The sequence below is a fragment of the Promicromonospora vindobonensis genome (genome assembly GCF_042685865.1).
Classification (GTDB): domain Bacteria; phylum Actinomycetota; class Actinomycetes; order Actinomycetales; family Cellulomonadaceae; genus Promicromonospora; species Promicromonospora vindobonensis.
This window is the reverse complement of the sequence record NZ_JBHUOG010000001.1, coordinates 2,799,910-2,824,989: the sequence shown is the minus strand read 5'-3', so window position 1 is coordinate 2,824,989 and position 25,080 is coordinate 2,799,910. Positions and strand designations below refer to the sequence as shown.

The 25,080-nt window shown below is 69.3% G+C and carries 25 protein-coding genes and 1 pseudogene; 21 read left to right on the top strand and 5 right to left on the bottom strand.

Features of this window, described 5'->3' with window-relative positions; genetic code table 11:
* Nucleotides 1-64: 64 nt before the first annotated feature.
* The 8 genes and pseudogenes from ACFS27_RS12755 to ACFS27_RS12725 all read left to right on the top strand — a co-directional run bounded on the left by ACFS27_RS12755 (nucleotide 65) and on the right by ACFS27_RS12725 (nucleotide 8,088).
* Nucleotides 65-1,495, top strand: coding sequence for a conjugal transfer protein TrbL (locus ACFS27_RS12755; RefSeq protein ID WP_377183444.1), 1,431 nt, complete (start codon nucleotides 65-67; stop codon nucleotides 1,493-1,495).
* Nucleotides 1,495-2,052: pseudogene (locus tag ACFS27_RS29755) on the top strand (SCO6880 family protein); the annotation flags it as partial. The gene ACFS27_RS12755 and the pseudogene ACFS27_RS29755, both read left to right, overlap by 1 nt.
* Complete coding sequence (locus ACFS27_RS12750) at nucleotides 1,985-2,941, top strand: SCO6880 family protein (protein WP_449301526.1); 957 nt, start codon at nucleotides 1,985-1,987, stop codon at nucleotides 2,939-2,941. The pseudogene ACFS27_RS29755 and the gene ACFS27_RS12750, both read left to right, overlap by 68 nt.
* Before the next feature lie 92 nt (nucleotides 2,942-3,033).
* Nucleotides 3,034-4,086, top strand: a complete 1,053-nt coding sequence (locus ACFS27_RS12745) for a hypothetical protein (protein WP_377183442.1) — start codon at nucleotides 3,034-3,036, stop codon at nucleotides 4,084-4,086.
* A 53-nt stretch (nucleotides 4,087-4,139) separates the two neighbouring features.
* Complete coding sequence (locus ACFS27_RS12740) at nucleotides 4,140-5,171, top strand: hypothetical protein (protein ID WP_253873228.1); 1,032 nt, start codon at nucleotides 4,140-4,142, stop codon at nucleotides 5,169-5,171.
* Between the two features lie 39 nt (nucleotides 5,172-5,210).
* Nucleotides 5,211-6,071, top strand: coding sequence for a hypothetical protein (locus tag ACFS27_RS12735; RefSeq protein WP_253873225.1), 861 nt, complete (start codon nucleotides 5,211-5,213; stop codon nucleotides 6,069-6,071).
* A 62-nt stretch (nucleotides 6,072-6,133) separates the two neighbouring features.
* Nucleotides 6,134-6,607, top strand: a complete 474-nt coding sequence (locus tag ACFS27_RS12730; RefSeq protein WP_253873223.1) for a hypothetical protein — start codon at nucleotides 6,134-6,136, stop codon at nucleotides 6,605-6,607.
* Nucleotides 6,604-8,088: an ATP-binding protein gene (locus tag ACFS27_RS12725; protein WP_253873221.1), complete on the top strand. Its 1,485-nt coding sequence runs from the start codon at nucleotides 6,604-6,606 to the stop codon at nucleotides 8,086-8,088. Before ACFS27_RS12730 ends, ACFS27_RS12725 begins: the two co-directional genes overlap by 4 nt.
* Before the next feature lie 95 nt (nucleotides 8,089-8,183).
* Here the strand turns inward: ACFS27_RS12725 and ACFS27_RS12720 are convergent, their stop codons facing one another.
* Nucleotides 8,184-8,570 carry a hypothetical protein gene (locus tag ACFS27_RS12720; protein WP_253873218.1) on the bottom strand — a complete coding sequence of 129 codons (387 nt, stop codon included), beginning with the start codon at nucleotides 8,568-8,570 and terminating at the stop codon, nucleotides 8,184-8,186.
* A gap of 180 nt (nucleotides 8,571-8,750) precedes the next feature.
* Here ACFS27_RS12720 and ACFS27_RS12715 point away from each other — a divergent pair, with 180 nt between their 5' ends.
* Together ACFS27_RS12715 and ACFS27_RS12710 are read left to right on the top strand one after the other, a co-directional pair.
* Nucleotides 8,751-9,710 carry a hypothetical protein gene (locus ACFS27_RS12715; protein WP_377183438.1) on the top strand — a complete coding sequence of 320 codons (960 nt, stop codon included), beginning with the start codon at nucleotides 8,751-8,753 and terminating at the stop codon, nucleotides 9,708-9,710.
* Between the two features lie 39 nt (nucleotides 9,711-9,749).
* The gene (locus tag ACFS27_RS12710; protein ID WP_377183436.1) at nucleotides 9,750-10,205 is read left to right on the top strand and encodes a hypothetical protein; all 456 of its coding nucleotides are present in this window, start codon (nucleotides 9,750-9,752) and stop codon (nucleotides 10,203-10,205) included.
* A gap of 119 nt (nucleotides 10,206-10,324) precedes the next feature.
* Here the strand turns inward: ACFS27_RS12710 and ACFS27_RS12705 are convergent, their stop codons facing one another.
* Nucleotides 10,325-10,471 carry a hypothetical protein gene (locus ACFS27_RS12705; RefSeq protein ID WP_253873210.1) on the bottom strand — a complete coding sequence of 49 codons (147 nt, stop codon included), beginning with the start codon at nucleotides 10,469-10,471 and terminating at the stop codon, nucleotides 10,325-10,327.
* A gap of 299 nt (nucleotides 10,472-10,770) precedes the next feature.
* On the opposite strand from ACFS27_RS12705, the gene ACFS27_RS12700 reads away from it, so the two are divergent.
* The 11 genes from ACFS27_RS12700 (at nucleotide 10,771) to ACFS27_RS12650 (ending at nucleotide 21,465) form a co-directional block, all read left to right on the top strand.
* Nucleotides 10,771-11,790, top strand: coding sequence for a hypothetical protein (locus ACFS27_RS12700; RefSeq protein ID WP_253873207.1), 1,020 nt, complete (start codon nucleotides 10,771-10,773; stop codon nucleotides 11,788-11,790).
* Nucleotides 11,791-11,814: 24 nt separating this feature from the next.
* Entirely contained in the window at nucleotides 11,815-12,816 is a 1,002-nt protein-coding gene (locus ACFS27_RS12695) for a DNA-processing protein DprA (RefSeq protein WP_253873205.1), read from the top strand.
* 219 nt (nucleotides 12,817-13,035) lie between these two features.
* Nucleotides 13,036-14,193: an ArdC-like ssDNA-binding domain-containing protein gene (locus tag ACFS27_RS12690; RefSeq protein WP_253873202.1), complete on the top strand. Its 1,158-nt coding sequence runs from the start codon at nucleotides 13,036-13,038 to the stop codon at nucleotides 14,191-14,193.
* Nucleotides 14,190-14,531 carry a hypothetical protein gene (locus ACFS27_RS12685; RefSeq protein ID WP_253873200.1) on the top strand — a complete coding sequence of 114 codons (342 nt, stop codon included), beginning with the start codon at nucleotides 14,190-14,192 and terminating at the stop codon, nucleotides 14,529-14,531. The genes ACFS27_RS12690 and ACFS27_RS12685 overlap by 4 nt, the downstream gene beginning before the upstream one ends.
* Nucleotides 14,528-16,372, top strand: coding sequence for a type IV secretory system conjugative DNA transfer family protein (locus ACFS27_RS12680; RefSeq protein ID WP_253873197.1), 1,845 nt, complete (start codon nucleotides 14,528-14,530; stop codon nucleotides 16,370-16,372). Before ACFS27_RS12685 ends, ACFS27_RS12680 begins: the two co-directional genes overlap by 4 nt.
* Nucleotides 16,344-17,414, top strand: coding sequence for a hypothetical protein (locus tag ACFS27_RS12675; protein WP_253873194.1), 1,071 nt, complete (start codon nucleotides 16,344-16,346; stop codon nucleotides 17,412-17,414). Before ACFS27_RS12680 ends, ACFS27_RS12675 begins: the two co-directional genes overlap by 29 nt.
* 190 nt (nucleotides 17,415-17,604) lie before the next feature.
* Nucleotides 17,605-18,075 (top strand): single-stranded DNA-binding protein, encoded by a 471-nt coding sequence (locus ACFS27_RS12670; RefSeq protein WP_253873191.1) that lies wholly within the window; start codon nucleotides 17,605-17,607, stop codon nucleotides 18,073-18,075.
* A gap of 14 nt (nucleotides 18,076-18,089) precedes the next feature.
* Nucleotides 18,090-18,920 carry a hypothetical protein gene (locus tag ACFS27_RS12665; protein ID WP_253873188.1) on the top strand — a complete coding sequence of 277 codons (831 nt, stop codon included), beginning with the start codon at nucleotides 18,090-18,092 and terminating at the stop codon, nucleotides 18,918-18,920.
* A complete protein-coding gene (locus ACFS27_RS12660; RefSeq protein ID WP_253873185.1) occupies nucleotides 18,920-20,050 on the top strand; it encodes a hypothetical protein in 1,131 nt (376 codons plus the stop codon). The genes ACFS27_RS12665 and ACFS27_RS12660 overlap by 1 nt, the downstream gene beginning before the upstream one ends.
* 289 nt (nucleotides 20,051-20,339) lie before the next feature.
* A complete protein-coding gene (locus ACFS27_RS12655; RefSeq protein WP_377183431.1) occupies nucleotides 20,340-20,876 on the top strand; it encodes a hypothetical protein in 537 nt (178 codons plus the stop codon).
* Nucleotides 20,877-21,021: 145 nt separating this feature from the next.
* Nucleotides 21,022-21,465 carry a hypothetical protein gene (locus tag ACFS27_RS12650; RefSeq protein WP_345375437.1) on the top strand — a complete coding sequence of 148 codons (444 nt, stop codon included), beginning with the start codon at nucleotides 21,022-21,024 and terminating at the stop codon, nucleotides 21,463-21,465.
* A 486-nt stretch (nucleotides 21,466-21,951) separates the two neighbouring features.
* On the opposite strand, the gene ACFS27_RS12645 is transcribed toward ACFS27_RS12650, so the two are convergent.
* From ACFS27_RS12645 to ACFS27_RS12635, 3 genes are all read right to left on the bottom strand, one after another.
* Entirely contained in the window at nucleotides 21,952-23,451 is a 1,500-nt protein-coding gene (locus tag ACFS27_RS12645; protein WP_253873178.1) for a recombinase family protein, read from the bottom strand.
* Between the two features lie 217 nt (nucleotides 23,452-23,668).
* Nucleotides 23,669-24,280: an ATPase, T2SS/T4P/T4SS family gene (locus ACFS27_RS12640; protein ID WP_377183428.1), complete on the bottom strand. Its 612-nt coding sequence runs from the start codon at nucleotides 24,278-24,280 to the stop codon at nucleotides 23,669-23,671.
* A complete protein-coding gene (locus ACFS27_RS12635; protein ID WP_377183426.1) occupies nucleotides 24,277-25,065 on the bottom strand; it encodes a pilus assembly protein FlpE in 789 nt (262 codons plus the stop codon). Before ACFS27_RS12635 ends, ACFS27_RS12640 begins: the two co-directional genes overlap by 4 nt.
* Nucleotides 25,066-25,080: the final 15 nt, after the last annotated feature.

Below are 25,080 nucleotides of genomic sequence, written 5' to 3'. Positions count from 1 at the left end.
GCTTAACCACTGGATGACAACTGCGCCGCCCAAGGGACAACTTGAGGGACTTCCTACAAGCCCGATGGGACTGTGCTCCAACCCGGTCACCGCCGGCGTGTGCCAGCAAGCCGCCGAAGAGGCCACCACTCAGATCGGCGCCGTCTTCGTCGACCTGCTCACCACCCTCGCGGACGGCGTGGGCGCCCTGACCTCGTTCCTGCTCGTCCAGCTGTGGAATCTGATGGCCACCACGACCCTCGTGGACGTCACCCGCGGTGAGTTCACGGGCGTCTACAACCTCGTGTTCGGTGTCGCGGTTTTCCTCATGCTGGGTCTTTTCCTGCTGCAGCTGATCACCGGGATGCTGCGCCGCGAGCCCGGTGCGCTGGTCCGTGCTGTGTTCGGGCTGGCCAAGAGCGTGTTGGGTTCGTTCGTCGTGGTCACGCTGACGGCGACGTTGCTGGAGATCACCGACCAGGTCTGCCTCGGGATCGTCCGCGCGTCCGGCACGACGATGGAGGCGATGGGCGCCCAGCTGCTCACAGTCGGTGTCGCGGCCACCGCAGGATCGGCCCTGGCGCCCCTGCCCGGGGCGCTGCTGTCGTTGTTCCTCGCCGCCCTGTCTGCTGCGGCCGTCCTGATCGTGTGGTTCTCGCTGCTGGTGCGCAAGGCGCTGTTGCTGGTTGCGATCGCGCTCGCGCCTCTGGCGCTGGCGGGGGCGTCGTGGGACGCGACCCGCGGGTGGGTCTCCAAATGGGCGCAGTTCGTTGTGGCGCTGATCGTTTCCAAGTTGGTCTTGGTCGTCGTCTTTCTCTTGGCCGTGTCCTTCACCGGGACGCCGGTTGCGGCGGACCTGGCGACGTGGTCGGAGAAGCTCGCCGGCGTGACCCTGCTCTTGGTGGCTGGGTTCGCGCCCTACATGACCTATAAGGCCGTCGCGTTCATGGGCATCGACATGTACCACGCGATGTCCGTGGAGCAGGAGGCAAAGTCGGCGCTCAACCGGCCCATGCCGATGACCGCAGGAAGCGCTGCGGCGGGCGGCTTCTTGGGCCGCAAGGCCAAGACGGTGCTGGGCGCCGACGGCCGGCCGGGCGGGCAAGGTGGCGGTCAGGGCGGTGGCGCTGCGGGTGCAGGGTCCGGTGGGCCAGCGGCTAGTGGCTCGAGCGGTGGTTCGGCTGCTGGGGCCGCGGCTCCGAAGGTGGTCTCGGCTGGTGCAGGTGCCTCCGGTGGGTCGGCCGCCGCAGGTGCGGCGGGTGCAGGGGCCGCAGCTGGGGTGGCTGCTCCGCTGGTGATCGGTGCGCAGCTGGCCAAGGCCGCAGTGTCCGCTGGGCCCAAGGCGGGTACAGCTGTAGCGGGTGCCGCCGGGCAGCAGACCGACGCCGCGGCATCGTCCGGCGCGGCAGGTTCCCAGGGTGGTGCCGCCCAGGCTCGTCCGCCGGCCAGCGCCGGTCCGCCGGCCGCGCCACCGGTGCGTGAGGTGCCGTCCGTGCTCAGCAAGGGGCAGAAGTGATGACCGCCCCGGCAACGTCGTCGGACAGTGCGCTGAGGGCGGTGAAGTTCTCCCGGCTGGCGAGGCATGCGTTGTTGCTCGGTCTGACCGCGGCGCAGCTCGCAGCGATCACGGCCGGTGTGCTGCCGTTGATCGTGGCCCTCTACGTCGGAGGGACCACGATCGTGCTCGCGGTGCCGTTCACAGTGGTCGGGGTGGTGGTCGCTGTCGTGCCGGTGGGCGGACGTGCCGTGGTCGACTGGCTGCCGATCGGCGTCGCGTGGGCGTGGCGGTCGACGACCGGGCAGCTCATTTTCCGGGTGCGGGTCGATCAGCCGCGTCCGGCCGGGACGCTCGCACTGCCCGGTCGGGCCGCGTCCTTGCGGCAGTATGTCGATCCGGTTACTGATGCGGCGCTGGTCCACGACCCGTACGCGAGCACGCTGACCGTGACCATCCCGGTGACGTCGTCCGGCTTCGAGCTCCTCGACCCGGCCGACCAGGCCCGCCGTGTGGCCGGGTGGGGGCGTGTTCTGGCCACGGTGTGCCGATCCGGGCGCATCAAGGCGGTGCAGGTCACCCAGCGGACCCTGCCCGGGTCCGGGGCCGGTTTGGTCGAGTGGTGGCACGCTCACCAGGCGGGGGGGCCACGAGTTCGCCTCCCGGATCTACGGGGAGCTGATCGAGCGGGCCGGGCCGACGGCCGAACGCCATCAGACCACGATCAGCCTCGCGCTCGACATGCAGGCCGCGGGCCGTGCGGTGCGGGCCGCGGGGGGCGGCTTGGCTGGAGCGGCTGCCGTGCTGCGGCAAGAGGCCGAGACGCTGACGACCGCGCTGCGCTCGGCGGACCTGACACCGTCTGCCCCGTTCGGTACAGGTGAGTTGGCCGTGTGGCTGCGCACCGCCTACGACCCGCCGGCCGCACCGGTCCTGGAGCAGCACCGAACCGCAGGCAGAGATCTGGCCACGGCGGGTCCGGTGGCGGTGACCGAGTCGTGGGGCACATTGCGGTCGGACTCGTCCTGGCACGCGGTGCTGTGGATCTCCCAGTGGCCGCAGAGTGCTGTCCACCCCGGGTTCCTCGCACCGCTGCTGCTCACCTCGGGCGTGCAGCGCACCATGACCCTCCGGTATGAGCCGCTGCGGGCCGACGCAGCAGCCCGCGACCTACGGCGCAAGAAGACAGGCCACATCACGGAGGCCGCTCAACGTGCTCGCGTGGGCCAGATCGAGGATGTCACGCAGGTCGCCGAGTACGACGACGTCCTGACCCAGGAAGCAGAGCTCGCCGCCGGACACGGTGTCCTGCGCGCCACCGGCCTGGTCACGGTCAGCGCCCCTGATCTGGACACGCTCGAGCACGACGTCGCTGCTGTCGAGCAGGCCGCGATCCAGGCCGGGTGCGAGACCCGCCGCCTGTGGGGACAGCAGTCACTGGCCCTCGCCCGAACCCTCACCGCCTAATCCACGTAGGGAGAACTGTGATGTCGGAGCAGCCGACCGGGAACCACCCCGTACCCACCCACCCCAACCCCGACGCGGACAACGCTGCGCGCGTGCCCGGGCCGATCGATATTGCCGGGACACTGGAGTCCCCAGCCCAAGAAGCGTTGAACGCCTTCCACGCGCGATGGCAGCTCTACGCCCGGAGCGAGGACTTTGAGCTCCGGGACCCGGAGGCCAGCCCGGACGTGGCCTCGATCGGGATCGCCCGCCGCGAAGCGGCGAGCTCCCAGGTGGTGCGCGTGTCCGCCCAGGAACACACCACGTGGATCCGGTTATCGGTTTCCAAAAGCAAGCGCCCCGCGGACATGACCGCTGCGGCACGAGTGCTGCGGATCTCCCTCGACGAGACCAGCGATGTTCTGCTGGCGGCCTCAACTGCGCTGCGTCACATGCGGACTGTCGCGCGCTTGGCCACCGACCTGTACAGCGCGCGCAGCAACGCCGACGCCCTGGAGCGGACCCTCGACCTGGAGGCCCACACCGCGGGACTCGACGCCGCCGTTCTGAAAGATCCCAGGGCTCAACGCAGCCATGTCGGGGTGTGGGAAGACACCCGAGACCGCTTCAACGCTGAGCATGGGCCGGCGACCGTAGTTGCAACAGGAAGCCGGGCAAGGAGCGACCTGATCTGGCGGTTCGGGGACCTGGTCAAGGAGCAGGATGCCCTGTGGACGGCCCCGATCAAGACGTGGCTCTGGTCCGGCAGCACACCAGAGCGCCCCGGCAACATCGTCCAGATGCTGGCCCTGCTTCCGCGCGCGGCGAGCAACGTCGCCGCACGCATCGCGCGCATCCGACAGCTCGAACAGGACCTGCACGTGGTGGAGGAGTGCCAACGGATCATCGCTGGGCTCGAGGACGCTCACGAACGCCTAGCCAATGCCGAGGCACTGCACTCGGCCCGTCTCGAGGAACGGCGGCTGGTCGATGCCGTCCTCGCCGCCGTCAAGGACGCGGCCACTCCCGTCGAAAGACCGACCTCGGCGGCTCCGTACACCGGGCGTCCGGCGCCCCAGACCTCTCGGACGCTGGAGCCGCCCACGACCCCAGGGCCGGGCCACGCCCGTGGCCCGGCCGGACCACCCAGCCTGTGGCCCGTGTAGTCCCGAATCTCTGACCTGCCGCGCGTCCGGGCGCATCCAGACACCTGATGGCCATGGACACACCACGTACGACACCGCCTGGCACGGTTGAGGCCGCCGACACGATCGGGACCCCGTTCGAAGAGGCAGTCAACGCCTTCGACGCCCGGTGGGACCTGATCGCCCCGAGGGACGACATCGAGCTGTGGGGGCCAGCAGGACCCGGTGCGGCGTCGATCGGTATCGCACTGCGCTGGGCCAAAGAAGAGTCGGTCGTGGACATCGCCGTCGACGGCGGCCGGGTCCGGTTCTCGGCAGCAGCGACCCAGGCACCGCTCGATCTCGCGGCCGTGTCGAGGGTGCTGCAGCTACCGGCCTTCGAGGTCCGCCACGTGCTCCACGCCGCGGTCGAGGCACTGCACTACGCACGTGAGGCCTACCGTCTGGTCGATGAACTCGACCATGCCATGGCAGCGGTTGAGTTCCGGGAACGGGAACTGGATCGCGCCGCCCATGCGGGAGGGCACGACGCCGCATGGTTGAAGGACCCGCAAGCCCAGCACGCGCGCACGGTCGAGCTGGAGGCGCAGCGGGACCGGTTCGCGGCCGAGCACGGCCTGGGCGGGCTGACCGCCTCGGGGCTCGACGATGACTACGGACTGGCCCAGGACATCATGCTGCTCACCGATGAGCGCGACGAACTGGCTGCCGGAGGACTGACTGGCTGGTTGGACCTGACCCCCGTGACCACGTTGTACCGGATCGCGGCCGGCGTCGTGACATACCTCCGGCACACCAGGCAGGTCGGCCAGGCCCTCGAGGTCGCCCGTGAACGTCGGCGGATCGCGGGTGGGCTCTACGTCGCCTGCGAGTCTCTGGCCGACGCCGAGGAACTGCAGTCCGCCCGCGACCTGGTCACCAGTCTGCGGGACGAGGTCGCCGCGAACCTGCGCTCAGCGTCCACACCGAGCGAACGACCGCCGGTACCGACCCCGTACATGGCACAACCAGCGCCGGCCGCCCCGCGCACGCTCGAGGAGCCCACCGCCCCGGATCAGCCAAGTCCCGGCAGGCCGCGACCTGTGCCGGGCTCGCCCCGCTTGTGACCCGGTCCACGACCGACGGTACTGGTGCACCTGACCGTCATGGACACACCACGGCCGACCGCCCTGACCCGGACCTGCGGCTCGCTGACGATCACGGTCCGGTACGACGGCGCTGCGCACACCAGGCCTTTCGGGCTCCGCCACCGGTGGACCTACCGGATCGAGGACGCAGCACAACCAGAGCGGACACCCGCCGAAGGCGTCGACCTGTATCCCGCACGCCAGAGCCCAGCCAACGCACGCGAAGCTCTCCGCTCACTCCTTGCGCTCCTGACCATCGCTGGGCGCGGCTATGCCGACCAGCTACAGAACCCCGGCTCGGCGTCGGCCGGCCTGGTCAGGTTCGCCGCCTGGGTACCCGAAGCCGCGCATCACAACACCAACGAGCTGGCGGCTCTCGCCATCGAGCTCGCGTCCACGGAGCACGGCCCGGAGCACGCCACCGTGCCTGCCCGGAACGCCGCCTCCACCGACCACGCACCTTCCGGCGAGGCGTCATGGCCGCCGGGCCGCTGGTACAGCGTCGTCTTCCTGCAGGGCGAGGAAGGCTACGACGTCGTCGATCTGATCGACGCGCAAGGGCCGAATGCTGGGATCGAGCACCTCTCCGCCTGGGATTACGGGTCCGAGACACGGGACACGGCCCTGTTCCACGACCACACCCACACCACGCTCCCCACCGAGCCGGGCGGCCATTGCCTCGAGTCCGGGCCGTACGCCCTGGTCTGGCACACGGGTCTCGGGCACGTGAGCCTGCTGCGGCAGTTCGAACCGGACCACGAACCGCCGATCTGGTGGCTCGACCGCGCTGACCTGCTCACCGCGGAAACGCCCGCGAGCCCCGATCCTGCACCAACCGTCGGGCACGCCCCGGACAAGGCCTACGGGCCGTCGCTGTAGCCATTCCAGACGGTGCCGCGTCCATCCCCGTCACCAAACCCCGTTGTCTGAGGAGGACCTCCATGGCGACCGACAGCGACCCGAGGGCGCTGGACGACGGCGCGCAGGCCGTTCGGGCCCTCCACGCCCTGATCGAGTCCACCCAGCAGCTCGAGCCTGCCGACAGCTACTACGCCATCCGGGATCTCCTGGCATGCGTCCGGCACCTTTCTCAGATCGCCCAGCACGTCGCCACAGCCCACCGCAACAACGCAGATCGCGCCGTCCCAATCGACGAATTTGCCTCCGGACTCGGCCTCACGGGTGCCGTGGGCGACCAGCTGGACGGGTGCCGCCAGCACCTGGAGGGCGCGCGCACCACTCTGCAGAACGCGGCCGACAGGTCCAGCCGGATTCACTGGCTCACGCCTCCGCGCCCTACCCCCGCTGAGCCCGAGCTCCGCGAGCCCTCCCTCGGTGACAACCTGCCACAGCCCATCGCCGCGCCGCCCGGGCCCGTGCGACGCGACGCACCCTCGCGAGGGCCGCAGTTGTGACCCGCGAACAAGAGCAGGTCCATGTCGCCACGCTCACGACCCCGCAGCGCGAGAGCTGGGCGGACCGCCGCGAGCGGCGTCGAGCGCTCCGCACCTTGCAGGCCCGCGCCGCAGCACCGCACACCCCTGGCGACGCACCCTCGCGAGCTCCCACACGCAATGCCACGACCCGGTACCTGCCGCGTTCGGGCGAACCGGGTCCTGCCGCACTGCGTTCGCCGGTCGGGCTGCGTGTCCCACGCCATCAGGACACCAGCGCCACCTGGGGCAGCGCGTACCCGTTCCTGGCCGACGCTGGTCCGGATGCCGGCGGGGTGTTCGTCGGTCAGATGCTGCCGTCGGGCAGCTCGTTCGTGTACGACCCGTGGGAGCTGTACGCCCGCGGCCACATCACGGCCCCGAACGTCCTGATTGCGGGGATTCTCGGTGTTGGCAAGTCTGCGCTGGCCAAGTCGCTCTATCTGCGGAGCCTGGCTTTCGGACGCCGGGTCTACGTGCCTTGCGACCCCAAGGGCGAACACAGTGTGGTCGCCGAAGCGGTCGGTGGTCGGGCCATCGCCCTGGGTCCTGGTATGTCTGCCCGGCTCAACCCGTTGGACGAGGGATACCGCCCCGCGTCTGTGCCCGACGACGTCTGGGCGGGCCAGGTTCAGACCCGGCGCCGTACCTTGCTCGGGGCGCTGGCAGAGACCGTGCTCGACCGGCCGCTGTCGCCCGTGGAGCACACCGCGATCGACGTCGCTCTGGCCGCGGCCGACCGCGTCGCGGGTGGCGCCCCGGTCCTGCCTCAGGTCGTCGATCACCTGCTGGCCCCGCACCGCGACGACGACCCGGACGGCAGGCTGGTCGAAGACGGCCGGTCGGTCGCCCACGCTGTGCGACGTCTGGTCGCCGGCGATTTGAGCGGGATGTTTGACGGCCCCAGCACCGTGAGGTTCGACCCGTCGCTGCCGATGCTCTCCTTGGACCTGTCCCGTGTCGGCGAGAGCTCCACCGCCATGAGCGTCCTGATGACGTGCAGCTCCGCGTGGATGGAAGCCGCGCTGTCCGACCCCGACGGTGGACAGCGATGGGTCGTGTACGACGAGGCGTGGAGGCTCATGAGCCAACCTGCCCTGCTGCGTCGGATGGATGCTCAGTGGCGGTTGGCGCGCTACTACGGCATCGCGAACCTTTTCGTCGTCCACAAGCTCTCCGACCTGGACAACGTCGGCGACTCGGGTTCCGCAGCCCGTGCCATCGCGACCTCCTTGCTCGCTTTGGCCGAGACTCGGATCATCTACCGGCAGGAAACCGACCAGCTCGGCGCGACCGCGGCGGCCCTCGGCCTGACCGCAACCGAGCGCGCCCGGCTCCCGATGCTCGGCCTCGGCCAGGCCCTGTGGCGCATCCGCGAACGCGCTGTCCTCGTGCAACATCAACTGCACGACGTCGAAGCACGGCTCTACGACAGCACTCAGCGAATGCGCGCCAAAACCTAGAAGTTCGCGCTGATTTTGAAGGTTTCGCGGGAACTTCAAGATCCACCTGCTTTTCAGATTACCTGGGGGCAGATGTTCCGGGAACATCCTGATGCTCATCTGCGAGACCGGATGCGTCGTCGAGGTCGGCGCGTGTCAGAACCGACCGGACGGTCACATCGACGCCGGTCAGAGGGCTGGACGATCAACATGAGGGCCAAGGGGTTGACGGCCTCCACCGCATATCGGGTAGCGCGTGCCACACCGGCGAGCGGGGCCAGGACATACGGCGCCCAGGTCAACGCGATGGCCTGGTCCAGCGTCCACACAGTCAGCGCCACCAGAGCCCGGTAGGCCTCCCACGCGGTGGACGCGAGCGGGTCCACCACACCGGACGAGAAGCCACCGCTGGTGGTGTCCAGGTCAAGATCCCAGATCGAGGTACCCGAGGTGTCGGCCACATCCACCTGCCCGGGCGACGGCACGCTCGAAACTGCGCTCATGGATCACCCCCTGCGACGCCAGAGCCAGGAACGTCGGGGCGTACACCGGGCCACTGACGTTGACGGTGACTAGGCCGCCCGGGTGTCGCGTGTTCGGCGGTCATCTCGGGCCTGACAGACCACCTCCCTGGCAGTCGGCCGCACACCAGGTGCGCGCCAGGTTCGAGAAGGACGAGTCGGATGCCCACTGAACATGAGCTGGACCTGATCGACGCCGCGGCCATGGAGTCTCACGACGCGCTCGATACCCGTCCAGCGCACCAGATGCTGACCAGGCAGATCTGGACCGCCTTGCGCGGACTGGGCCTCACGCACGGCTCGGTGACCTGTATCGGGATGGACGCCGCGACGTTCACCGGCCACGCCACGCCTGAGGAGTACGGCGAGGCCGGGTCCTACGCGGAGTGGACAGGTCCCATCCGCCCCGCCGGCGACATCTACGACGCCGTGCTGACGCCGCAGTTCGACACCGACCCGCCCCTGGACGTCATCATCGCCAACCTGCCCTATGCCGACCTGCACTTCCGCAGCTCGCACGCCAGACGCGTCCTCCAGGTCCACCAGGAGCTGCTGTTCGCCGCCGCGGAGCGTACTGCCGCAGGTGGGTTCCTCGTCGCCCTGGCCACCCGGCACCTCATGGACCACGAGAATCCAATGTTCCGCCGGGCCATCGACCAGGAACTGGACCTGCTGGGCGCCGTACGGCTGCCCGGGACCATCTACCACCCCACGCTCACCCACGAGCAGACCTCGCCCACCGATCTGCTCGTGCTGCGCCGTCGCCTCGACGGAGAGCCGAACCGGTCGGTTCCCTGGGTCGACAGCGGCCGGGGCGTCTTCCCCGGCGGCCAGGCCAGCATCAACACCTACTTTACGAACTACCCGCACCACGTCGTCGGGCGGATCGACTTCGTCGAGGACTGCGACCACCGAACGCCGCGAATGACCGTTGTAGCTCCGGACCGCGAGCTGGAACCTGCCTTGCGACTCAGCCTGCGGCAGATCGCGCAGGAAGGCCGCGCCAACGGACTCACCGCAGCGTCGCTGTCACCTTCTGCTGAGGCTGGGCGGTCCGCTCGCACCTCGGCGCCAAGTCGTCGCGACCGCGCTTTCCCCACGAGCAACACCCCGGGCGTCTGAAGACCGGGCCGCTACGTCGTGCGGGAAGGGGTGCAGGAGATGACACAGGAGATACCCGATACGGAGCGACTGGTGTTGAGCATGTATGTGCTCACCGACGGGCTCGCGCGCATCGCGCGCACGTATGAGCAGCATGTCTACCTGAACGACGAAGGCGATCCTGAACGGTTCTCGCCGGGGCACTTCATCCTGTACTCCGAAGGACAGGACCAAGCGCTGTTCGCGATCGAAGAGCAGTACACGGGCATCGACTGGCCCTACCCGGAGGACCGTCTCCCGACCTCGTGGACCTGGCACACCCGGCGAGTCGTCCACCAAGACGGCGCCTACAAGTTGGTGGTCGAGGAGGAGGGCCAGGTGGCGTCACCAGATGTCGTGGAACTGCTCGTGCGAGCTCAGACCTGGGCCCGCCGGGAGAGCAACGCCCTAGCGCACCAGGAGGCTCCCCACCGCATGCCGCACCGGTCCCACCGGCCACTCGGGCCAAAACTGTAGGACAGCTCACGACGATCTCAGCCTCTTACGAGGACGCGTTATCCCGCTGAGGTGCCGAGGATGTGTCCACCGCCGGTACGCCAGGCGAGCCCGGCATGCGGATCAGATTCGCGGTCGAGTCAGAAGTCCCAACCGGCCCAGTTGACGTTCGACACGAACCACACGGCGGCAGCTATCGCGAGGCCAGCCAACACGGTCATCGACAAGAGCACGACGATCGCCACCTCCGGCCATCCCCAGGAACGCTCGCGGCGATCTCGCGGCACGATCTGACCTCCTCAGCAGCCCGCCACCCGATCTGACCACGCGGGCGCAGCGAGCCTACTCGCGTCCGCGGCGCTCTCAACGACTCGTGCCTTGCCGCCATCGCCATCGCCGTCGCCATCGAGCGTGTGGTGCGTCATTCGGCGTTCTGCGCCACCGCCGTCCGAAGCCCCCTCGTTCCGAGAGTCACTGTGCGAAGCACACCGTCCGCCCGGTCGAAACGCTGGCGCCCCGGACGTGCGCCCGTACCTGATCCTCGACCGCCTCGTCCGGCAGGCGGCAACGAGAGGACGGTGACGTCGTGCCGACAGAAGAGGTCTTGAACGTCCTGGACGCCGCGGCGATCCACCGCCACGACCGGTACGCCTCTCGAACAGCTCACACGATCCTGGCCGAGAAGATCTGGGGTGCGCTGCGCGACCTCGGGGTCGCGCGGGGTCGAATGCTGGTGACCGGTCCCTATGCGGCGACGCTTGCCGGTGTCCCGGCTCCTGCTCCGCGCGCTCCTGGTGCACGCACCGATGCCCGCTACCGGGAGCTGACCGCTGCGATCCCGCCCGTGTGGTGGCCGCACCAGGCCCTGCGCCTGGCCGAGCTCACCATGTACGACCCGGCGCAGCACGACGTCGTGATCGCGAATGTCCCGCTGGCCGGCCTGCATCCCCGGTCCGTGCACGGCACGCGCCGGATCGGGCAGGTTCACCGGGACCTGTTGGCCCAGGCACTGGCGCGCACGTTCCCTGGCGGGGTGCTCGTGGCCATCACGGCCCGTCAGATCCTGGACCACCCGGCCACCACCACCCGGCGCTTCCTGTTCACCCAGAAGGCCCAGCTGCTGGGTGCGGTCCGTCTGCCTGGAACGGTGCTGCATCACCATGGCCCCGACGAGGCATCGCCAGTCGACGTGCTGGTTCTGCGACGCCCACTTCCCCACGAGACACCCGAGCCGGCCGACTGCCTGCGCGTCGACCCGGTCGACCTTCCTGGTGGCACCGCACACGTCAACGAGTGGTACGCCGTGCACCACCCTGATCACGTCATCGGCCAGCCCCGGGCGGTCACGGACCCGGACCGGGACGGCACCCAGTACACCGTGGACCACGGAGAGGTCCCGTGGGACAGCGCACTGGAGACCGCCCTGGCCCAGATCACCAGGGATGCCCGAGACCGCGGGCTCACGGCGGTCTCCGCGTCGTGGAACCCGCCCGATTCCAGACTCGCCCCGCAGGCCGACTGGTCCGCCCGGGCCACCACGCGGAGCACATTTCCAGGACGCCCCGACGGCACTGCGCCATGCCCTGGCAGCGCCCCGGGTATGTGAGCCTCGTACTGATTGGAGTCGATGATGAGCCCGTTCGACCTGAACCTCGACGACGTCGACGAGCGCACTGCCCGCGCGTTGCTCGCAGTGATCAGCCCGCCGGGCACCGCCGCGGTCATGGGTGGCTGGGTCTCTGCCCGCGGCGCCATCGAGACCCTGCGCCTCGCGCTCGGAAGCGAGCCAGTCGACATGCACACGCTCTGGGAGGTGGATGAGTGGCGCACCACGATCCGGGAACGCCTCGCTGAGCCCGACATCGCGGGCGCGTTCTTCACCGCCCTCGCCCCTGATCCCCGGGTCCTGATCCCGTCAGACCCGCACTGGCCGACCGGATTGGAAGACCTGGGCCACTGGGCGCCCCTGGCGCTGTGGGCCGAAGGAAATACCAGCCTGCTCGCCACGCCCCATACCGACCGCGTCGCCGTCGTCGGTCGTCAGGCAGCGACCGAATACGGACTGGTCACGGCTCAGAAGCTCGCACACGACCTGGCCGGCCGGGGCCTCCAGGTGGTCTCCGGCGGCGCGCACGGCATCGACCTCGAAGCCCACCGCGGAGCCTACGTATCCGGCGGAGCGACGATCGTCGTCCTGGCCGGCAGCCTGGACAACCCCCTCCCGCCAGCGAACATGAGCCTGTTTCACCGGATCCGTGACAACGGGGGTGTCCTGCTCACCGAGACACCTCCCGGGATCCTCCCCTCCCATGCCGCTGCGCGAGCCCGGCACCGAATCACCGCCGCACTGTCCGGCGGGATGGTCGCGATCGAGGCTCGTAACCGCTCCAAGACCCCAGGCGTGTGCGAGGAAGCCCTCGCTCTGGGTCGCCCCCTTGGTGCCTTCCCGGGCCCTGTCACGAGCCTGACCTCAGTGGCTTCGCACGAGTTGATCAGCAGCGGGGAGGCGGTCTTGGTCACGAACGCCGACGACGTCGCCCGGATGCTCCGCCGCGCCAGCCGTGGCGCGGTGCCCCTCGAGGGTCCGGCGCCGTCGCAGCGCCCGGCACCTCCTCACGGCCGGCTGAGGTGACACCGGCACGTCTGTCGTGCGGACGGTGTGGCACCAAGCCCAGCACCGGTCAGCGAGGCCGACTACGCCGCGCACGAGAACGACCCGACAGTCGATCCTGCGACCAGCGCCAACCTCCCGCAGCGTCGCGGCTGGCCGCCAGTGACGTAGCTGCCGGACGCTGCTCGGTCAGCGGGGCCGTCTTTCCCCCTGCCTTCCAGACACGTCTGGGAGGCAACAATGCGCAAAGACAGCCGGACCCTGGATCAGAAGATCGCCGATCGTAAGGCCAAGGTCGACGCGCTACACGAGAAGCTGACCGTCGCGGTCGCCGAGCTGATCACGCCGGAGGACTGGCGGCGTGCGCTCGAGTTCGCGGCGAAGTTCCGCAGGTACTCGTTCGGGAACACGATGCTGATCTGGGTCCAGAACGCCCAGGCTCATGAGGCCGGACTCGTGCCCGCTGGCCCTCCGGAGTACGTCGCCGGGTACAAGCAGTGGAAGAAGCTGGGCCGCCACGTCATCAAGGACATGGCGGGCTTTCAGATCCTGGCGCCCGTCGAAGGACGCGTCGCCGTCTCCGAGGACGGTTCCTACCGCCGACTGGCGCGCGGCGAAACGCCTGAGCCGCACGAGACGATCGACACGCGGGTGGTCGGATGGGCGCCCGCGTACGTGTGGCCGCTGGCACTGACCGACGGTGACCCGGTCCCGACCAAACCCGTCGCGCCCAGCCCGCAGCTCTTGCAGGGCCAGGCGCCGGCCGGTCTGTTCGACGGAGTCAAGAAGGTCATCGAGGCCAAGGGCTTCACCGTCGGTGACGCACCCGCCACTGGCTGGCCGAGCAGCCGTAACGGGCTCACCGACTACGACACGAAGAGCGTCCAGCTCCGGGCCGACCGGGACGACGTGCAGCGTTGCAAGACGCTCATCCACGAAGCCGGGCACATCCTCCTGCACGACCGCACGGACCAAGATGCCGCGCAGCACCGTGGCATCAAGGAGGTCGAGGCCGAATCGGTCGCGCTGATGGTCGCCGCCGCCCACGGGATGCAGACCGACGACTACTCCATCCCCTACGTCACGACGTGGGCGTCCAGAGTCGAGGGCCAGGACCCGTCCGCCCTGGTTGCCCAGACCGCAGTCCGCGTGCGTCGAGCTGCCCTGGAGATCCTGGGCGCGCTGGACACGGTCCTGGTCCCCGACAGCGACCCGCCGGGCCTGGACCAAAGTGCGAAGCCGGAACGGGCCGCCCGAAGCGGGACACGGCGTCGCGCTGCCGCCCTGTCAACCGGCGTGACTGAAGCGACGGCGCTCCCTGGTGGCGACTCCGTCGGATCTGAACTCGGGGTACCCGACCGTGCCCGTCCGGTGTCAACGACGGGGATCGGGCGATGACCCGCCAACTGCGCGACGAAGATCGCGCCGACGTCGTCCTCGACATCGACCAGGACGGCCACATCACGGTCACCCTCCACGGCCAGCCCTGGCCACCCCTCTCGAACGATGCCGACGTCTCACTGGGCCGCACGGATGTCCCGTGGATCCTTCGAGAGCTCGTGACCGAGCAGGACATGCCGCTGTGGGTCATCGCCAGGAGCGCAGGACGCACGTTCAAGGGCTTGGTCGTTCCCGAACACCTGAAGCACTCCGACCTGACGTTCCCGACCGGTCCGCCTGAGCCACCACGCCGACCGGCACCGAGCGGGCGTGGTATCGGGCTGGGTGCATCATGACTCCCGCGGCAGGTCGCCCGATGGGCGACGAGCTGACCAACCTGGCCCTGGGCGCGCTCGTCGCGCTGTTGACGTTGTCGGCGGTGCTGCGGTTCTCCGCGAACCTGGCAGCGCTCGTGACCGGCCACACCGTGCCCGACGGCGGTCCGGCCTCCGGCCTTGGCGTACTGGCCAGTCCGACTGACCCCGGCCGGGTGGTGGGCGCCGCCGGCCTGAACCCGTTCGTGTACTGGCTCGCCGTCGCTGTCCTTCTGGGCGGGTGCGGGGTGCTGGCCTGGGTCGTGTGGCGCACGGCGGCCAGCCTGCGCACACCGTCGGCACACACCAGCAAGGCGGGCCTTGCGACCTCCCGCGACCTGGCCCGCTCCGCGTCCCGGCGGGCGTTGCTGAAGCGGTCGGGGACGCTGCGCCCGTCGGTCCCCAGGGCCGAGCCGACCGACGTCGGGTACCTGCTGGGCTACGCCCACGGGCACGAGCTGTGGGCGTCGGTGGAGGACTCCATGCTCGTGCTCGGTCCGCCCCGCTCCGGCAAAGGCTTGCACCTGGTCATCTCGGCGGTCTTGGACGCACCCGGCGCTGTCATCACCACCGCGACCCGGCCGGACACGCTCGCCGTGACCATGGCCGCCCGACAGGCTGTCGGACCGGTGGCGGTGTTCAATCCGCAGCGCCTGGCCGGGAACCTGCCCGCCGGGCTGCGATGGTCACCGATCCGTGGGTGCGAGACCCCGCGCCGCGCCATGGTGCGAGCAGCCGGGCTGGCCAAGGAGACCGGGCTGGGTGGCAAGGGCGTGGACAACGGCAGCTTCTGGGAGAACACGACCCGCGGCGCCCTGCAGGCCCTGCTGCATGCCGCGGCCTTGGCTGGCCGTACTCCCAAGGATCTGTACGTGTGGTCGTTGTCGCCGGCCGCTGCTGCGGACGCCGTCGCGATCCTGCGCGCTCACCCGCGTGCCGCGCACGGGTGGGGCGAAGGGCTGGACGGCATGCTCAACGGTGACTCCCGCACCCGGGACAACATCTGGATGGGGGTTGGCCAGGCCCTGTCGTGTCTGGCCGACCCGGATGTGCTCGATGCCGTCAGCCCGGGCCCGGACGAGGTGTTCGATCCCGAGGCGTTCCTGCGCGAGCGCGGCACGCTGTACCTGCTTGCCACCGGTTCCGGGGCCTCCGCGTCCGGCGCCCTGATCGCGGCGCTGATCGAGGACATCACCGAGACCGCACGCCGCCTGGCCGCAGTCTCGCCGCGGCAGCGGCTGGACCCGCCGCTGCTCCTTGCCCTGGACGAGATCGGCAATATCGCTGCCCTGCCCTCGCTGCGGTTCCTGATGGCCGACGGCGGTGGCAGCGGGATGACCACGATCCCGGTGTTCCAGTCCCTGGCACAGGCCCGTGACCAATGGGGTGCCGAGACCGCGGCAGCGATGTGGGACTCAGCGATCGTCAAGATCGTCCTGGGCGGGATCTCCACCACCGGGGACCTACGCGACCTGTCCACCCTGATCGGCGAGAAGGACGAGGTCACCGACTCGGTGACGATCAACGAGACCGGAGCACGCAGCATCCAGCGCTCCCTGCGTCGGGTGCCCGTGATGCCGCCAGAGGCGATCCGGACCTTGCCGTTCGGTACCGACCTGGTCCTGCTGCGCTCGGCCCCGCCGATCATCGCCACCCTGCGCCCTTGGACCAAGCGCGCCGACGCCGCGCAGCTGGCGGCCGGGCGTGAGGCATTCGAAGCCACCGTCCGCAGCGGCGCCAGCACGGCCGCCGCGAGCGGGGACGCCGTTCCTGACGAAGTAGGCGACCACGTCGATGAGCGAGCAGACGATGCTGCCGCCTGAGGCCCTGGTGGAGAACGCCTTCGCTCAGGCCGTGCAGGCGAGCAGGAGTCTCGCCGAGTCCCTGGACGCGTACCAGCATCTGAGGGACTGGGCCGACACGGACTACCGCGACTACGTCGAAGCCTCCGAGAATGCGGTCCGCGATCTGCGCCTGGTGGAGGACTGGGAGGCGACTGGTGCGCCCCGATGGGGCGACGTCGTCGCCCATCTCGCGCTCGCTGATAGCCGTCTGCATACCGTTGCCGAGCTGCGCACGCCGATCATCCAGCAATGGGACAAGGTGCGCGATCATCTGGCCAGTTACCGGCCTGTGCTGGACGCGTCGTCCGTGGTCGGCGGGCGACGCGGCATGTACGCCTGGCTCGCCTTTCAAGCCACGCTGGCAGCCCACCCCGCCGAAGTCACCGCGATGACGCCAGCCCAGCGAATCGAACGCTTCCACGCGATGGCCGACGAGCTCATCGAGCGCATGGACGCGGCATGGTCTGAGGACCGTGAGGCGTACGACCAGTGGAACTTCGACAGCGGGTCCGACCCGGACAACGTGCCCGTGCTGCGCACCGAGTGGGCCGTCGAGGCCGACGTCCTGCTCGCCGAGCTGCCCAACGAGTTCCTGGACAGCTCGCTCCCTGTGAGCGCCTTGGATCAGTACCTGATCGCTCGTGATCTCGCGGACTGCGCCCGCAACTTGCCCTCCGGTAGCGACATGACGCAAGGCGTGAGTATCGAGCGGAGCATGATCGGCGCGATGCTGCGCCTGGTGGCCGACCGCCCCGACCAGAACGTCCCCGACGGCCATCAGCACCTGCAGGACGAGCTCAACGAGCTCGCCGTCGACCTAGACCGCTATCAGTGGCACGCCGGACGCACGCCCGCGTCACGTGGCGTCGTCGTGAACCTGATCACCACCACGGAGCACATCCGGGACATCGTCGACGAGCAGAACCATCGCCGCATCACATCCGCACCATTCCCCCACCGCGATCGGTTCCGCATCGCGCCGCAGCGGCTCTCGCACGACTCGCCCGGCCCTGGCTGCTGAAGCCCTTCCTGGTGCGGTGTGCAGGTGCACAGGTTCGGCACCAGCTGGTCGGCGCACGCCCGAATCGCTCCCCATTGACCGGCGGGAAGTGCATACGGGGGGCGTGAGGACGGCTTCGGCGGGTCCGGGAACGCACCTGTCACTCAGCACCCCGCTACGCCGGTGGGGGTTGAACGACAGGGAGCTTGCGATGTCTTCTTCGACGATTCCCACGTCCGTCAGCCTGGAGGGTCGGCTGGCTGCAGACCCCGTGCTCCAGCACACCAGGGCCGGTCGGTCGTTCGTCCGGGTGCGGGTTGAGGCCGAGGCCGTCCCGGTTTCGCTGGGGGACGGTCAGTTCGCGGACTTCCCAGCGGTGCCGTGCGATCTGGTCGTGTTCGGCAAGGCCGCCGACCGGATGACCAGTCGGTTCCGGTTCGGCGACCGGTTCGTCGCCTCCGGGCGGGTGAAGACCACCAGCGACGGCGAGGCCTGGTTCGTGGCCCGCCGGATCGGGCACGACGCCGCCCGCACCACCTACCGCGTCACCCGGGCTCGTCGCATCGCTCGCAGAGGGACGAACGCGCTCAAGGCCAGTGACAACCACCGCCCGGGGCAGCCTGCCGATCTGGACCAGCTGATCGTCGCCGGCCGAATCCTGCCCGATTCCTGGACCGCGTGAAGGAGCCCGCAGCCATGGATGAGAACCACACCACAACTCCGGACGACGCCCAGAACGATCGGCCCACGCACGACTCGGCCGAGCGCTCCGTGGCGGACGAGACGATGCTCGACGACTTCGTGAACAACGCGTTCATGCTGCCCAGCGACGTCGAGGCCCTGGATGAGGACTTCGACAGCCCCGACGAGAGCACCGACCACAACGGGGACGACGACCCCACCGACGATGAGGACCCCTTCGCACTACCAACAGGCTTTGGCGGTGCGTCCGCATATCGCCCGGGACGGCCGGCTGTACCGAGCTTGCCGCTGCGGCCGATGAACCTGAACCTCCTGTCCTCGCTGGAGGCCAGCCTGTACTGGCGGGACCTGGACGCGTGGGTGACATGGCTGCGCCGCGACTACGGGCTCGGAATCACGGTGATCCCGCCGCTGTGGCACCGGCACGCCGAGCTGCGGTGGGAGCTGTCAGCCCTGCACACCGCATGGCTGGCCGCGTACGACCCCAAGACATCGGCCTCCGCCCCCATCACGTGGCATCGCGAGCTGGTCGAGGCACAGGTCCGACTGGCCGAGTGGGTCTCTCACAGTGGCACCGGGCTGACCGAGGACCGCCCGACCCCGGTCACCCTGTGGCCCGGCGAGACCGGGTTCGGTTCCCAGGAGACCTGGGACTCCGACGCTGTCCGACCCCGCCCGTTCACTGACAGGGCTGCGGACTTCGAGGCTTGGGTCGCCCAGGACATCGCCGCCCGACGCGCGGTCGAAGGCCGGGTCCGGTCCGAGACGCGACGCCGAGCGCCCAGCGTCATGCCGCAGCAGCGGGCCGGTTCGGGAAGGTCATGATGTTCAACGACGAAGTCGAGCGCTTCCTCGACGACGCTTACGACGATGACGAGCACGCCAAGGCCGCCGCACGCGCGGACATCGCCGCGATGCACGATCACGACGCCGCGGACGCCACAGCTGCCCACGACCTGATCGCCCGCCACGTGTGGAAGACGCTGCGTGAACTGGGCATCTACGAAGGCAGATTCCTGGCCCACGGCCCGGACCCGGAGGTGCTGGCAGGACTGCCGCCCTCCGAACGCCGCCTCGAGCCGGGACAGGCGAACGGCTTCACGGGGCAGATCCCCGCCGGGCACGACCCGGCGACGTCCTGGCCCCATCACGGAACGATCCTGCGGGTGATGGACGGGGATACCTTCCACGACGAGCACGACGCCGTGATCGGCGTCGCCCCGTACGTCGATGTCGCCCTGCGCCGCCCCGGCATCGCCGACCAGCGCCAGCTCACCCAGACCATCGGAGTGCTCACGATGCTGGAAACCACGGAACCGGGCGGGTTCACCGTCGCGTTGGTTTCCCAGGAACTGCTCGACGACCCCGACCCGCAGTTTCGCCAGTACATCGCCCACCTGGGCGAGCTCGCCGGCGCGGTGCGTCTCCCTGCCGGCGCTCTGCGCACCGATCCGGGCAACGACAGCTGCGTCGACATTCTCGTCCTGCGCCGCCACTTCGGAGCACCCCGCAACCCGCACACCTTCTTGCGATCCCTGGCCTACGAACGCAACGGGCTCCAGGCTCATCTCAACGAGTACTACCTCAAACACCCCGAGCAAATCCTCGGCGACCCAACGATCCAGCAGACCATTTGGTCACCCGCCGAACTCACCGTCCGGCCCTACAGCGTAGGACTCGAGCACGACCTCGCAGTGGGCATGTCCGCCATCGTCACCTACGCACGCCAGGCCGGGCTCACCGCCGACACGCTCGCGTCACCACTGGAGGCATACGAGACCAACCTGGACGCCCCGAAGAGGTACGTCTCTCTGGACCTGCCCGGAGATACCCACAGGGTCGACCTGGATGTGGCCCGGGACAGGATCAACCAGCTCCGCTCAGCCCAGCAAGCCCCGGACTCCGAGAACGGTCCCTCACGGCCGGGCGGGACGAAGCCCAGTCCGGGCATGTGACCGCTGAACGGGCGAACACGCAGCTCAGGCCCAAACCGGTCGCTGCGCTCCACCTGTCGCAGCTCTGCCGCGCCCCCGGCTAGCAGCAACAAGGCGTCGGGGCGGCAGAGCTCAGCGGTGGAGGCTCGCCGCCGAGCCTTGGAGACTTGTCCCCATGAGCGCGTCAGAGAGGGTCGTCCTTCCGGACCCGTCGTCGTTCGACGGTCTGACCGACCATTGCACGCCAGCTCACGTCCGGCTCCTTCGGCGGCCGGTGCTGCGAACCATATCCTCGGCTACCGGGCCACTGGTGCTGTCGATGTTCGTGCTGATCGTCGCGACGTCCGCGTACTCCCAGGGCTGGCCGGCGGCGATCGTCGCCGGGGCCGTCTACGCCGTGCTGGTCACTGTCGTTGTCGCACACGTCGTACAGACCGCTGTCCCGGCGCGGTGCCCGCGGCCCCGCACACGGCGCGCGACCTACGTGCTGCAGGACGGGACGGCGGTCATCGAGGCGCGGGCCACCGGCACAGGCCGAGACGTCGTCGAGCTGTCCAATCACGCCAAGCTTCCCGGGACCTCCTCGGACACCGTCCGGACAATGCGGCGAACCCTGATCACCACGATCCTCCGAACCAATCCCCACGTCACCGTGCGAGTTACGACCCGGGTTCCCGCGCTCGCGCGACTGTACGCCGAGGACTTCGACGCCGTTGCTGAAACGCTGGGCTTGGACCGGCACAGCATCACGCGGCGGGTCGGCGTCCGTGAGCGAGTCACCGGGGTGCGAACCGAGGTGCTGCTGTTGCCGGGAAGGCAGTCAGGAGCAGACCCAGCTCTGCGTTGATACCCCGGACGCCTCGCGCGCGCCACGCACAATCGTGCCCGGTTCGTAGCGCCGCCGGCTGCGTGCGATGCCGAAATGTGGCTCGTCTCGGTGCTGGTCCGACACCTGTGAGTGTCACGTTCTCGCCGATCCCCAGGAGCTGGACATGCCGACCCTCACTAACCCGCAGCACGCCGCAGAGGATGCTGCCGAGGCCATGCGAAACCTGGTCTTCGCGACCCGCAGCTTCGTCGACCCATGCGACACGTACTGGGTGGTGTCCGACCTGGCCGCCACAACCCGCCGCATGGAGCAGGTCGCGATCCAAGTCGCCTCCGCGCACCGCGAGAAGCTGCACCTGGCACATGACTACAACGGCTCGACCGCCGTCGGCGAAGTCAAGGCACTGACCGCAGCGGCCCACCTGCGTCGAGTGGCCGACCTGCTGCGGCAGGCGCACACGAGCCTGGACCTGGCGGCGAAGCACTCGGGATGCATCGCCTGGTACGACACGGTGCCACCCGCGCCCAATCGACACACGGCAAACACCGGGGGCGCAGTACCTCTGTCTCCGCCATCAAAGGTTCGGTCCAGGCGAACTTGTCACTGACCACCGAGAATCAGGTCCCGAGCACATCGGATGGACGCCTTTGCGGCCGGGTTACTGACTCGACCGTGAAGCTCACAGCGCGAGTCGCACACCGCTTCGGACCCCGCAGTTCACCTGTCCATCGAGAGTGCAGGTGTTGAGGGCGTCGCCGGTCAGCACCGATCCCGTCCGTCACGACCGACACAGGCGGAGGAGAGGAGTGGTTATGAGGACCCCGAGGCGGACAACGCACGATGCAGCACCGACAAGGACGCCCGCGTCAGCCGACACCACACGCCGGCCCTCTGCACTGCCAGACGGCTTCGACGTCGAGGCCTGGACACGAGCAGCTTGTGACGCGTCCGGGGTGCCATTCGCAGTGGAGGACCCGCTGGCGCTGCTCAAGCTCCGAGACCTGGCCAAGCACCCGGCATAACGGCGAGTGTGCTGTCAGGCAGGACCCTCCCGCCCGTCGCTGACAGTCCAGATCACCGGTTCATGCGGCGCCTACGCCTTGAAGGTCAATTCGACTCTTGCGGGCCGGAAGCGGGACCCACAATTCGGATCGGGGTTGACGACAAGAGTGTCGATGAGTGCGGACATGATTGCCCGCTTCTGGGGAATCGACCACTCCTCCGCCCAGGCGCGTCGCAGGGCCACTTCGTCGCCAATTGGGAGGCCCTTCAGAGCGCTGGTGCGGTTGACCTTGCCAAGCATGAGTTCGGCTTGGTGGATCACGTTCTGCGCCGCAGCCCGACCGGCAGATACCTCGGATCGGCTCACCAGCCCCGCCCCGTAGTCACGGGCGATGTCTTCAAGTCGTGCCCTGGCGGCGACGATCTGCGCCACAGCATCTGCCACGATCCCAGAGGAGTCAGATGCCGTATCGGGCAGTTTTGTCACCGCGAGACGTGCGATCACTGCCTCGCTTACAAGCTCTTCCAGTGCCGGTGCCGCGACATTCAGGCCGCCCCGTTCCGGGTAGCCCGGGTGCGGCTTGCACCTGTAGTCCCGCCTCGCCCTTCTCCTGCTGCCGCGACCACGCTGCCCGGACACGAGACCCGCACCGCACTTGCCGCACCGGGCAATCGTCGAGAGCAAAGTGACCGACGACGCGCCGACCCTGCGGTCCATGCTCCCGAGCATCGCTCGGATGCGGACAGTCTCCTCGGGGGTGATGATCGCTTCCCAGTTGCCCGGCCCCAAGATCTGCCGACCATTGGGGCCATCTGTGGTCCCCAGCGACGGATCGTAGGCACGCTGCCCAGAGATGCGTGCAGAGACAAGGATCGACTTCACCGTGGTCGCGTGCCACACCCCGAGTGTGCCCTTTCCCGCACGCGGCGACGGCACGCCAGACTCTTCGTTCAGCCACTTGGTTATCGCCCCGAGGGACTGTCCCGCCAAGAACCTGTCCGCCATCTCGCGAACGACAATGGCCTCTTCCGGGATGAGGACCCCACCGATGCCATAGCCGAACTTTGGGGCTCCGTGCCAGTCACCGCGCTCCGCCTTCTGCTTGTTCGCACGCCGGATCCGATCAGCCTTGTGCCCCGACTCATACGCAGCCATCGCGACGAGCTGGCGCGCCATGAGCCGCCCCTCATGAGTGTTGAGATCGAACGCACCGCCCATCACAGCCTCAATGCGGATCGGATGGGACTCGACGAGCTCGATCAGGTCCTCAAGTTCACGAGGCTTGCGATAGAGGCGATCGACATGCCAGACGACAACACGCGAAGGCCCCAACTTGATGCGGGCGAGCATCCTGTCGAAGCTCTTTCGCTTCTTGTTCAGATACGCCGACGTGTCGTTGTCCATATAGACGTCGTCGTCCGACACGACCAAGCCGAGCCGTGCGCACAGATCGAGGCAATCGTCTCTCTGACGCTCGACGCCAGCAGCCTCACCCGTGCGGTCCTCACTGATCCGCAGATAGACCAGAACCTGCTCAGCCACCTCGACCGACAGCCCATGCTTGGAGCGCAGGCCAATACTCTCGATCAACTGAACTCACCCGCTTCAGTCGCTACGGCAGCGTGCTGCCCAACCCACGAGCGACGAGTCGCTCGCTGTCCTGCGATGGACACCGCGCTCTCGGATCTGGGCTTCCTCCCATGAATACAAGGACGAACCCAAGCGCATGGCACGGCTGCTGATCCGGTAGGAGAGAGTCGTTCGGACCTTCTGCTCACCTGGTCACCACCTCCACTGATTAGGGGTGTCAGAAACACCAAGTGGACTTTCCGGTCCCGGTGCCCCCGCTGATCAGCACGTTGGCCCTGCGCAGCACGAGCGAGCGCAGCAGGCCGGCCCACTGGCTCGGTAGCGCACCACCGGCAACGAGCTCGTCGAGCGTGAAGGCGCGGTTCCGGAGCACCCGCAGGGAGATCAACGCGCCCGCCTCGGCGAGCGGCTCCAGCACCGCGTGCAACCGGGTGCCGTCGGGCAGGCGGGCGTCCACGGTCGGGCAGGCGTCGTCGAGTCGCTGGCCGCCGAGTGCGGCGAGCCGGACCGCGAGCGCACGCACCCCGGCGGCCGTCCCGAGGTGCACCGGTACCTGCTCGAGACCGGCGCCGCGGTCGACCCACACGTCGTCGGGACCGTTGACCAGCACGTCGGTCACGCCCGGTGCGTCGAGCAGGCTCTGCAACGGGCCTGCGCCCGTGAGCTCGGCCAGGGCCGCGCGTTCCAGGTCCCTGAGCGCGTCGGAGCCGAGCACCCGCCCGGAGTCCCGTACCGCGTCGCGGACGGCGGCACCGGCACCGGTGCGACCGGTCGCGAGGCGCGCGCGGACGTCGTCGAGCAGGGTGGCCGCGCCTGCCGGCGCGCTCACAGCGCACCTGCCGCGTCGGTCGCGAACCGGCCGAGCACTGCCCGGTGCGACATCGCAGGGCCCTCGCCGCGCTCGATCGCCCGGGCCAGCCCGGCGTCCCTGCTCATCACCGCGATGACCGGCAGGCCAAGGGCTGCGGACACGTCGTCCGCGTCGACCGACCCCGGCGCCGGGCCGCGCACCACTACCCGCACGTCCGCGACGCCGGCCCCCCGCAGGGCGTCGCGCACCCGTTGGGCGCCGACGGTCGCAGGCAGCGTCAGCGGCACGACGAGCAGTGCCGTGTCGCACCGAGCCACCAGGGTGCGCACGGCCAGGCCGTCACTGCCCGGCGCCTCGACCGCTGCGCCGACGCCGCGGCGCGTGGCAGTACCCCAGGCACCGGGCCGCGGCAGGTCGAGCACCAGGGTCTCGCCCGCCCGGACCAGGCCGCGGCAGACGTCCAGCACCACGTCGTCGTCCGGCTGCACACCCGATGCCGTGCCACTCAGGACCGGCACCAGTCCCCAGCGCGGCAGCGCCGCCACCACACCGGTGCCCTCGACCTCGCCACGTGCTCCGATCAGGTCCGGCCACCGTGCGCCACGCCCGCCGTCGGCCCCCAGCAGCAGGTCGGTGCCCGGTGCGTGCGCATCGAGGTCGACGAGCGTTGCCCGCTCACCGCCCCGGCGCAGGCCATGGGCCACACAGGCGGCCACCACCGACGCTCCTGCCCCACCGCACGCTCCGACCACGCCGATCACCCGCCCCGGCTCCGGCACCACGCCGCCCCCTGTGCTGACCATCGCCGCCTCCTTCGC

Bases quoted from the DNA above. Each gene is read 5' to 3' on its own strand.
- ACFS27_RS12755 (WP_377183444.1), top strand. From the start codon at position 65: ATGGGACTGTGCTCCAACCCGGTCACCGCCGGCGTGTGCCAGCAAGCC.
- ACFS27_RS12740 (WP_253873228.1), top strand. From the start codon at position 4,140: ATGGACACACCACGTACGACACCGCCTGGCACGGTTGAGGCCGCCGAC.
- ACFS27_RS12735 (WP_253873225.1), top strand. From the start codon at position 5,211: ATGGACACACCACGGCCGACCGCCCTGACCCGGACCTGCGGCTCGCTG.
- ACFS27_RS12730 (WP_253873223.1), top strand. From the start codon at position 6,134: ATGGCGACCGACAGCGACCCGAGGGCGCTGGACGACGGCGCGCAGGCC.
- ACFS27_RS12720 (WP_253873218.1), bottom strand. From the start codon at position 8,570: ATGAGCGCAGTTTCGAGCGTGCCGTCGCCCGGGCAGGTGGATGTGGCC.
- ACFS27_RS12715 (WP_377183438.1), top strand. From the start codon at position 8,751: ATGCCCACTGAACATGAGCTGGACCTGATCGACGCCGCGGCCATGGAG.
- ACFS27_RS12710 (WP_377183436.1), top strand. From the start codon at position 9,750: ATGACACAGGAGATACCCGATACGGAGCGACTGGTGTTGAGCATGTAT.
- ACFS27_RS12695 (WP_253873205.1), top strand. From the start codon at position 11,815: ATGAGCCCGTTCGACCTGAACCTCGACGACGTCGACGAGCGCACTGCC.
- ACFS27_RS12690 (WP_253873202.1), top strand. From the start codon at position 13,036: ATGCGCAAAGACAGCCGGACCCTGGATCAGAAGATCGCCGATCGTAAG.
- ACFS27_RS12685 (WP_253873200.1), top strand. From the start codon at position 14,190: ATGACCCGCCAACTGCGCGACGAAGATCGCGCCGACGTCGTCCTCGAC.
- ACFS27_RS12680 (WP_253873197.1), top strand. From the start codon at position 14,528: ATGACTCCCGCGGCAGGTCGCCCGATGGGCGACGAGCTGACCAACCTG.
- ACFS27_RS12675 (WP_253873194.1), top strand. From the start codon at position 16,344: ATGAGCGAGCAGACGATGCTGCCGCCTGAGGCCCTGGTGGAGAACGCC.
- ACFS27_RS12670 (WP_253873191.1), top strand. From the start codon at position 17,605: ATGTCTTCTTCGACGATTCCCACGTCCGTCAGCCTGGAGGGTCGGCTG.
- ACFS27_RS12665 (WP_253873188.1), top strand. From the start codon at position 18,090: ATGGATGAGAACCACACCACAACTCCGGACGACGCCCAGAACGATCGG.
- ACFS27_RS12660 (WP_253873185.1), top strand. From the start codon at position 18,920: ATGTTCAACGACGAAGTCGAGCGCTTCCTCGACGACGCTTACGACGAT.
- ACFS27_RS12650 (WP_345375437.1), top strand. From the start codon at position 21,022: ATGCCGACCCTCACTAACCCGCAGCACGCCGCAGAGGATGCTGCCGAG.
- ACFS27_RS12635 (WP_377183426.1), bottom strand. From the start codon at position 25,065: ATGGTCAGCACAGGGGGCGGCGTGGTGCCGGAGCCGGGGCGGGTGATC.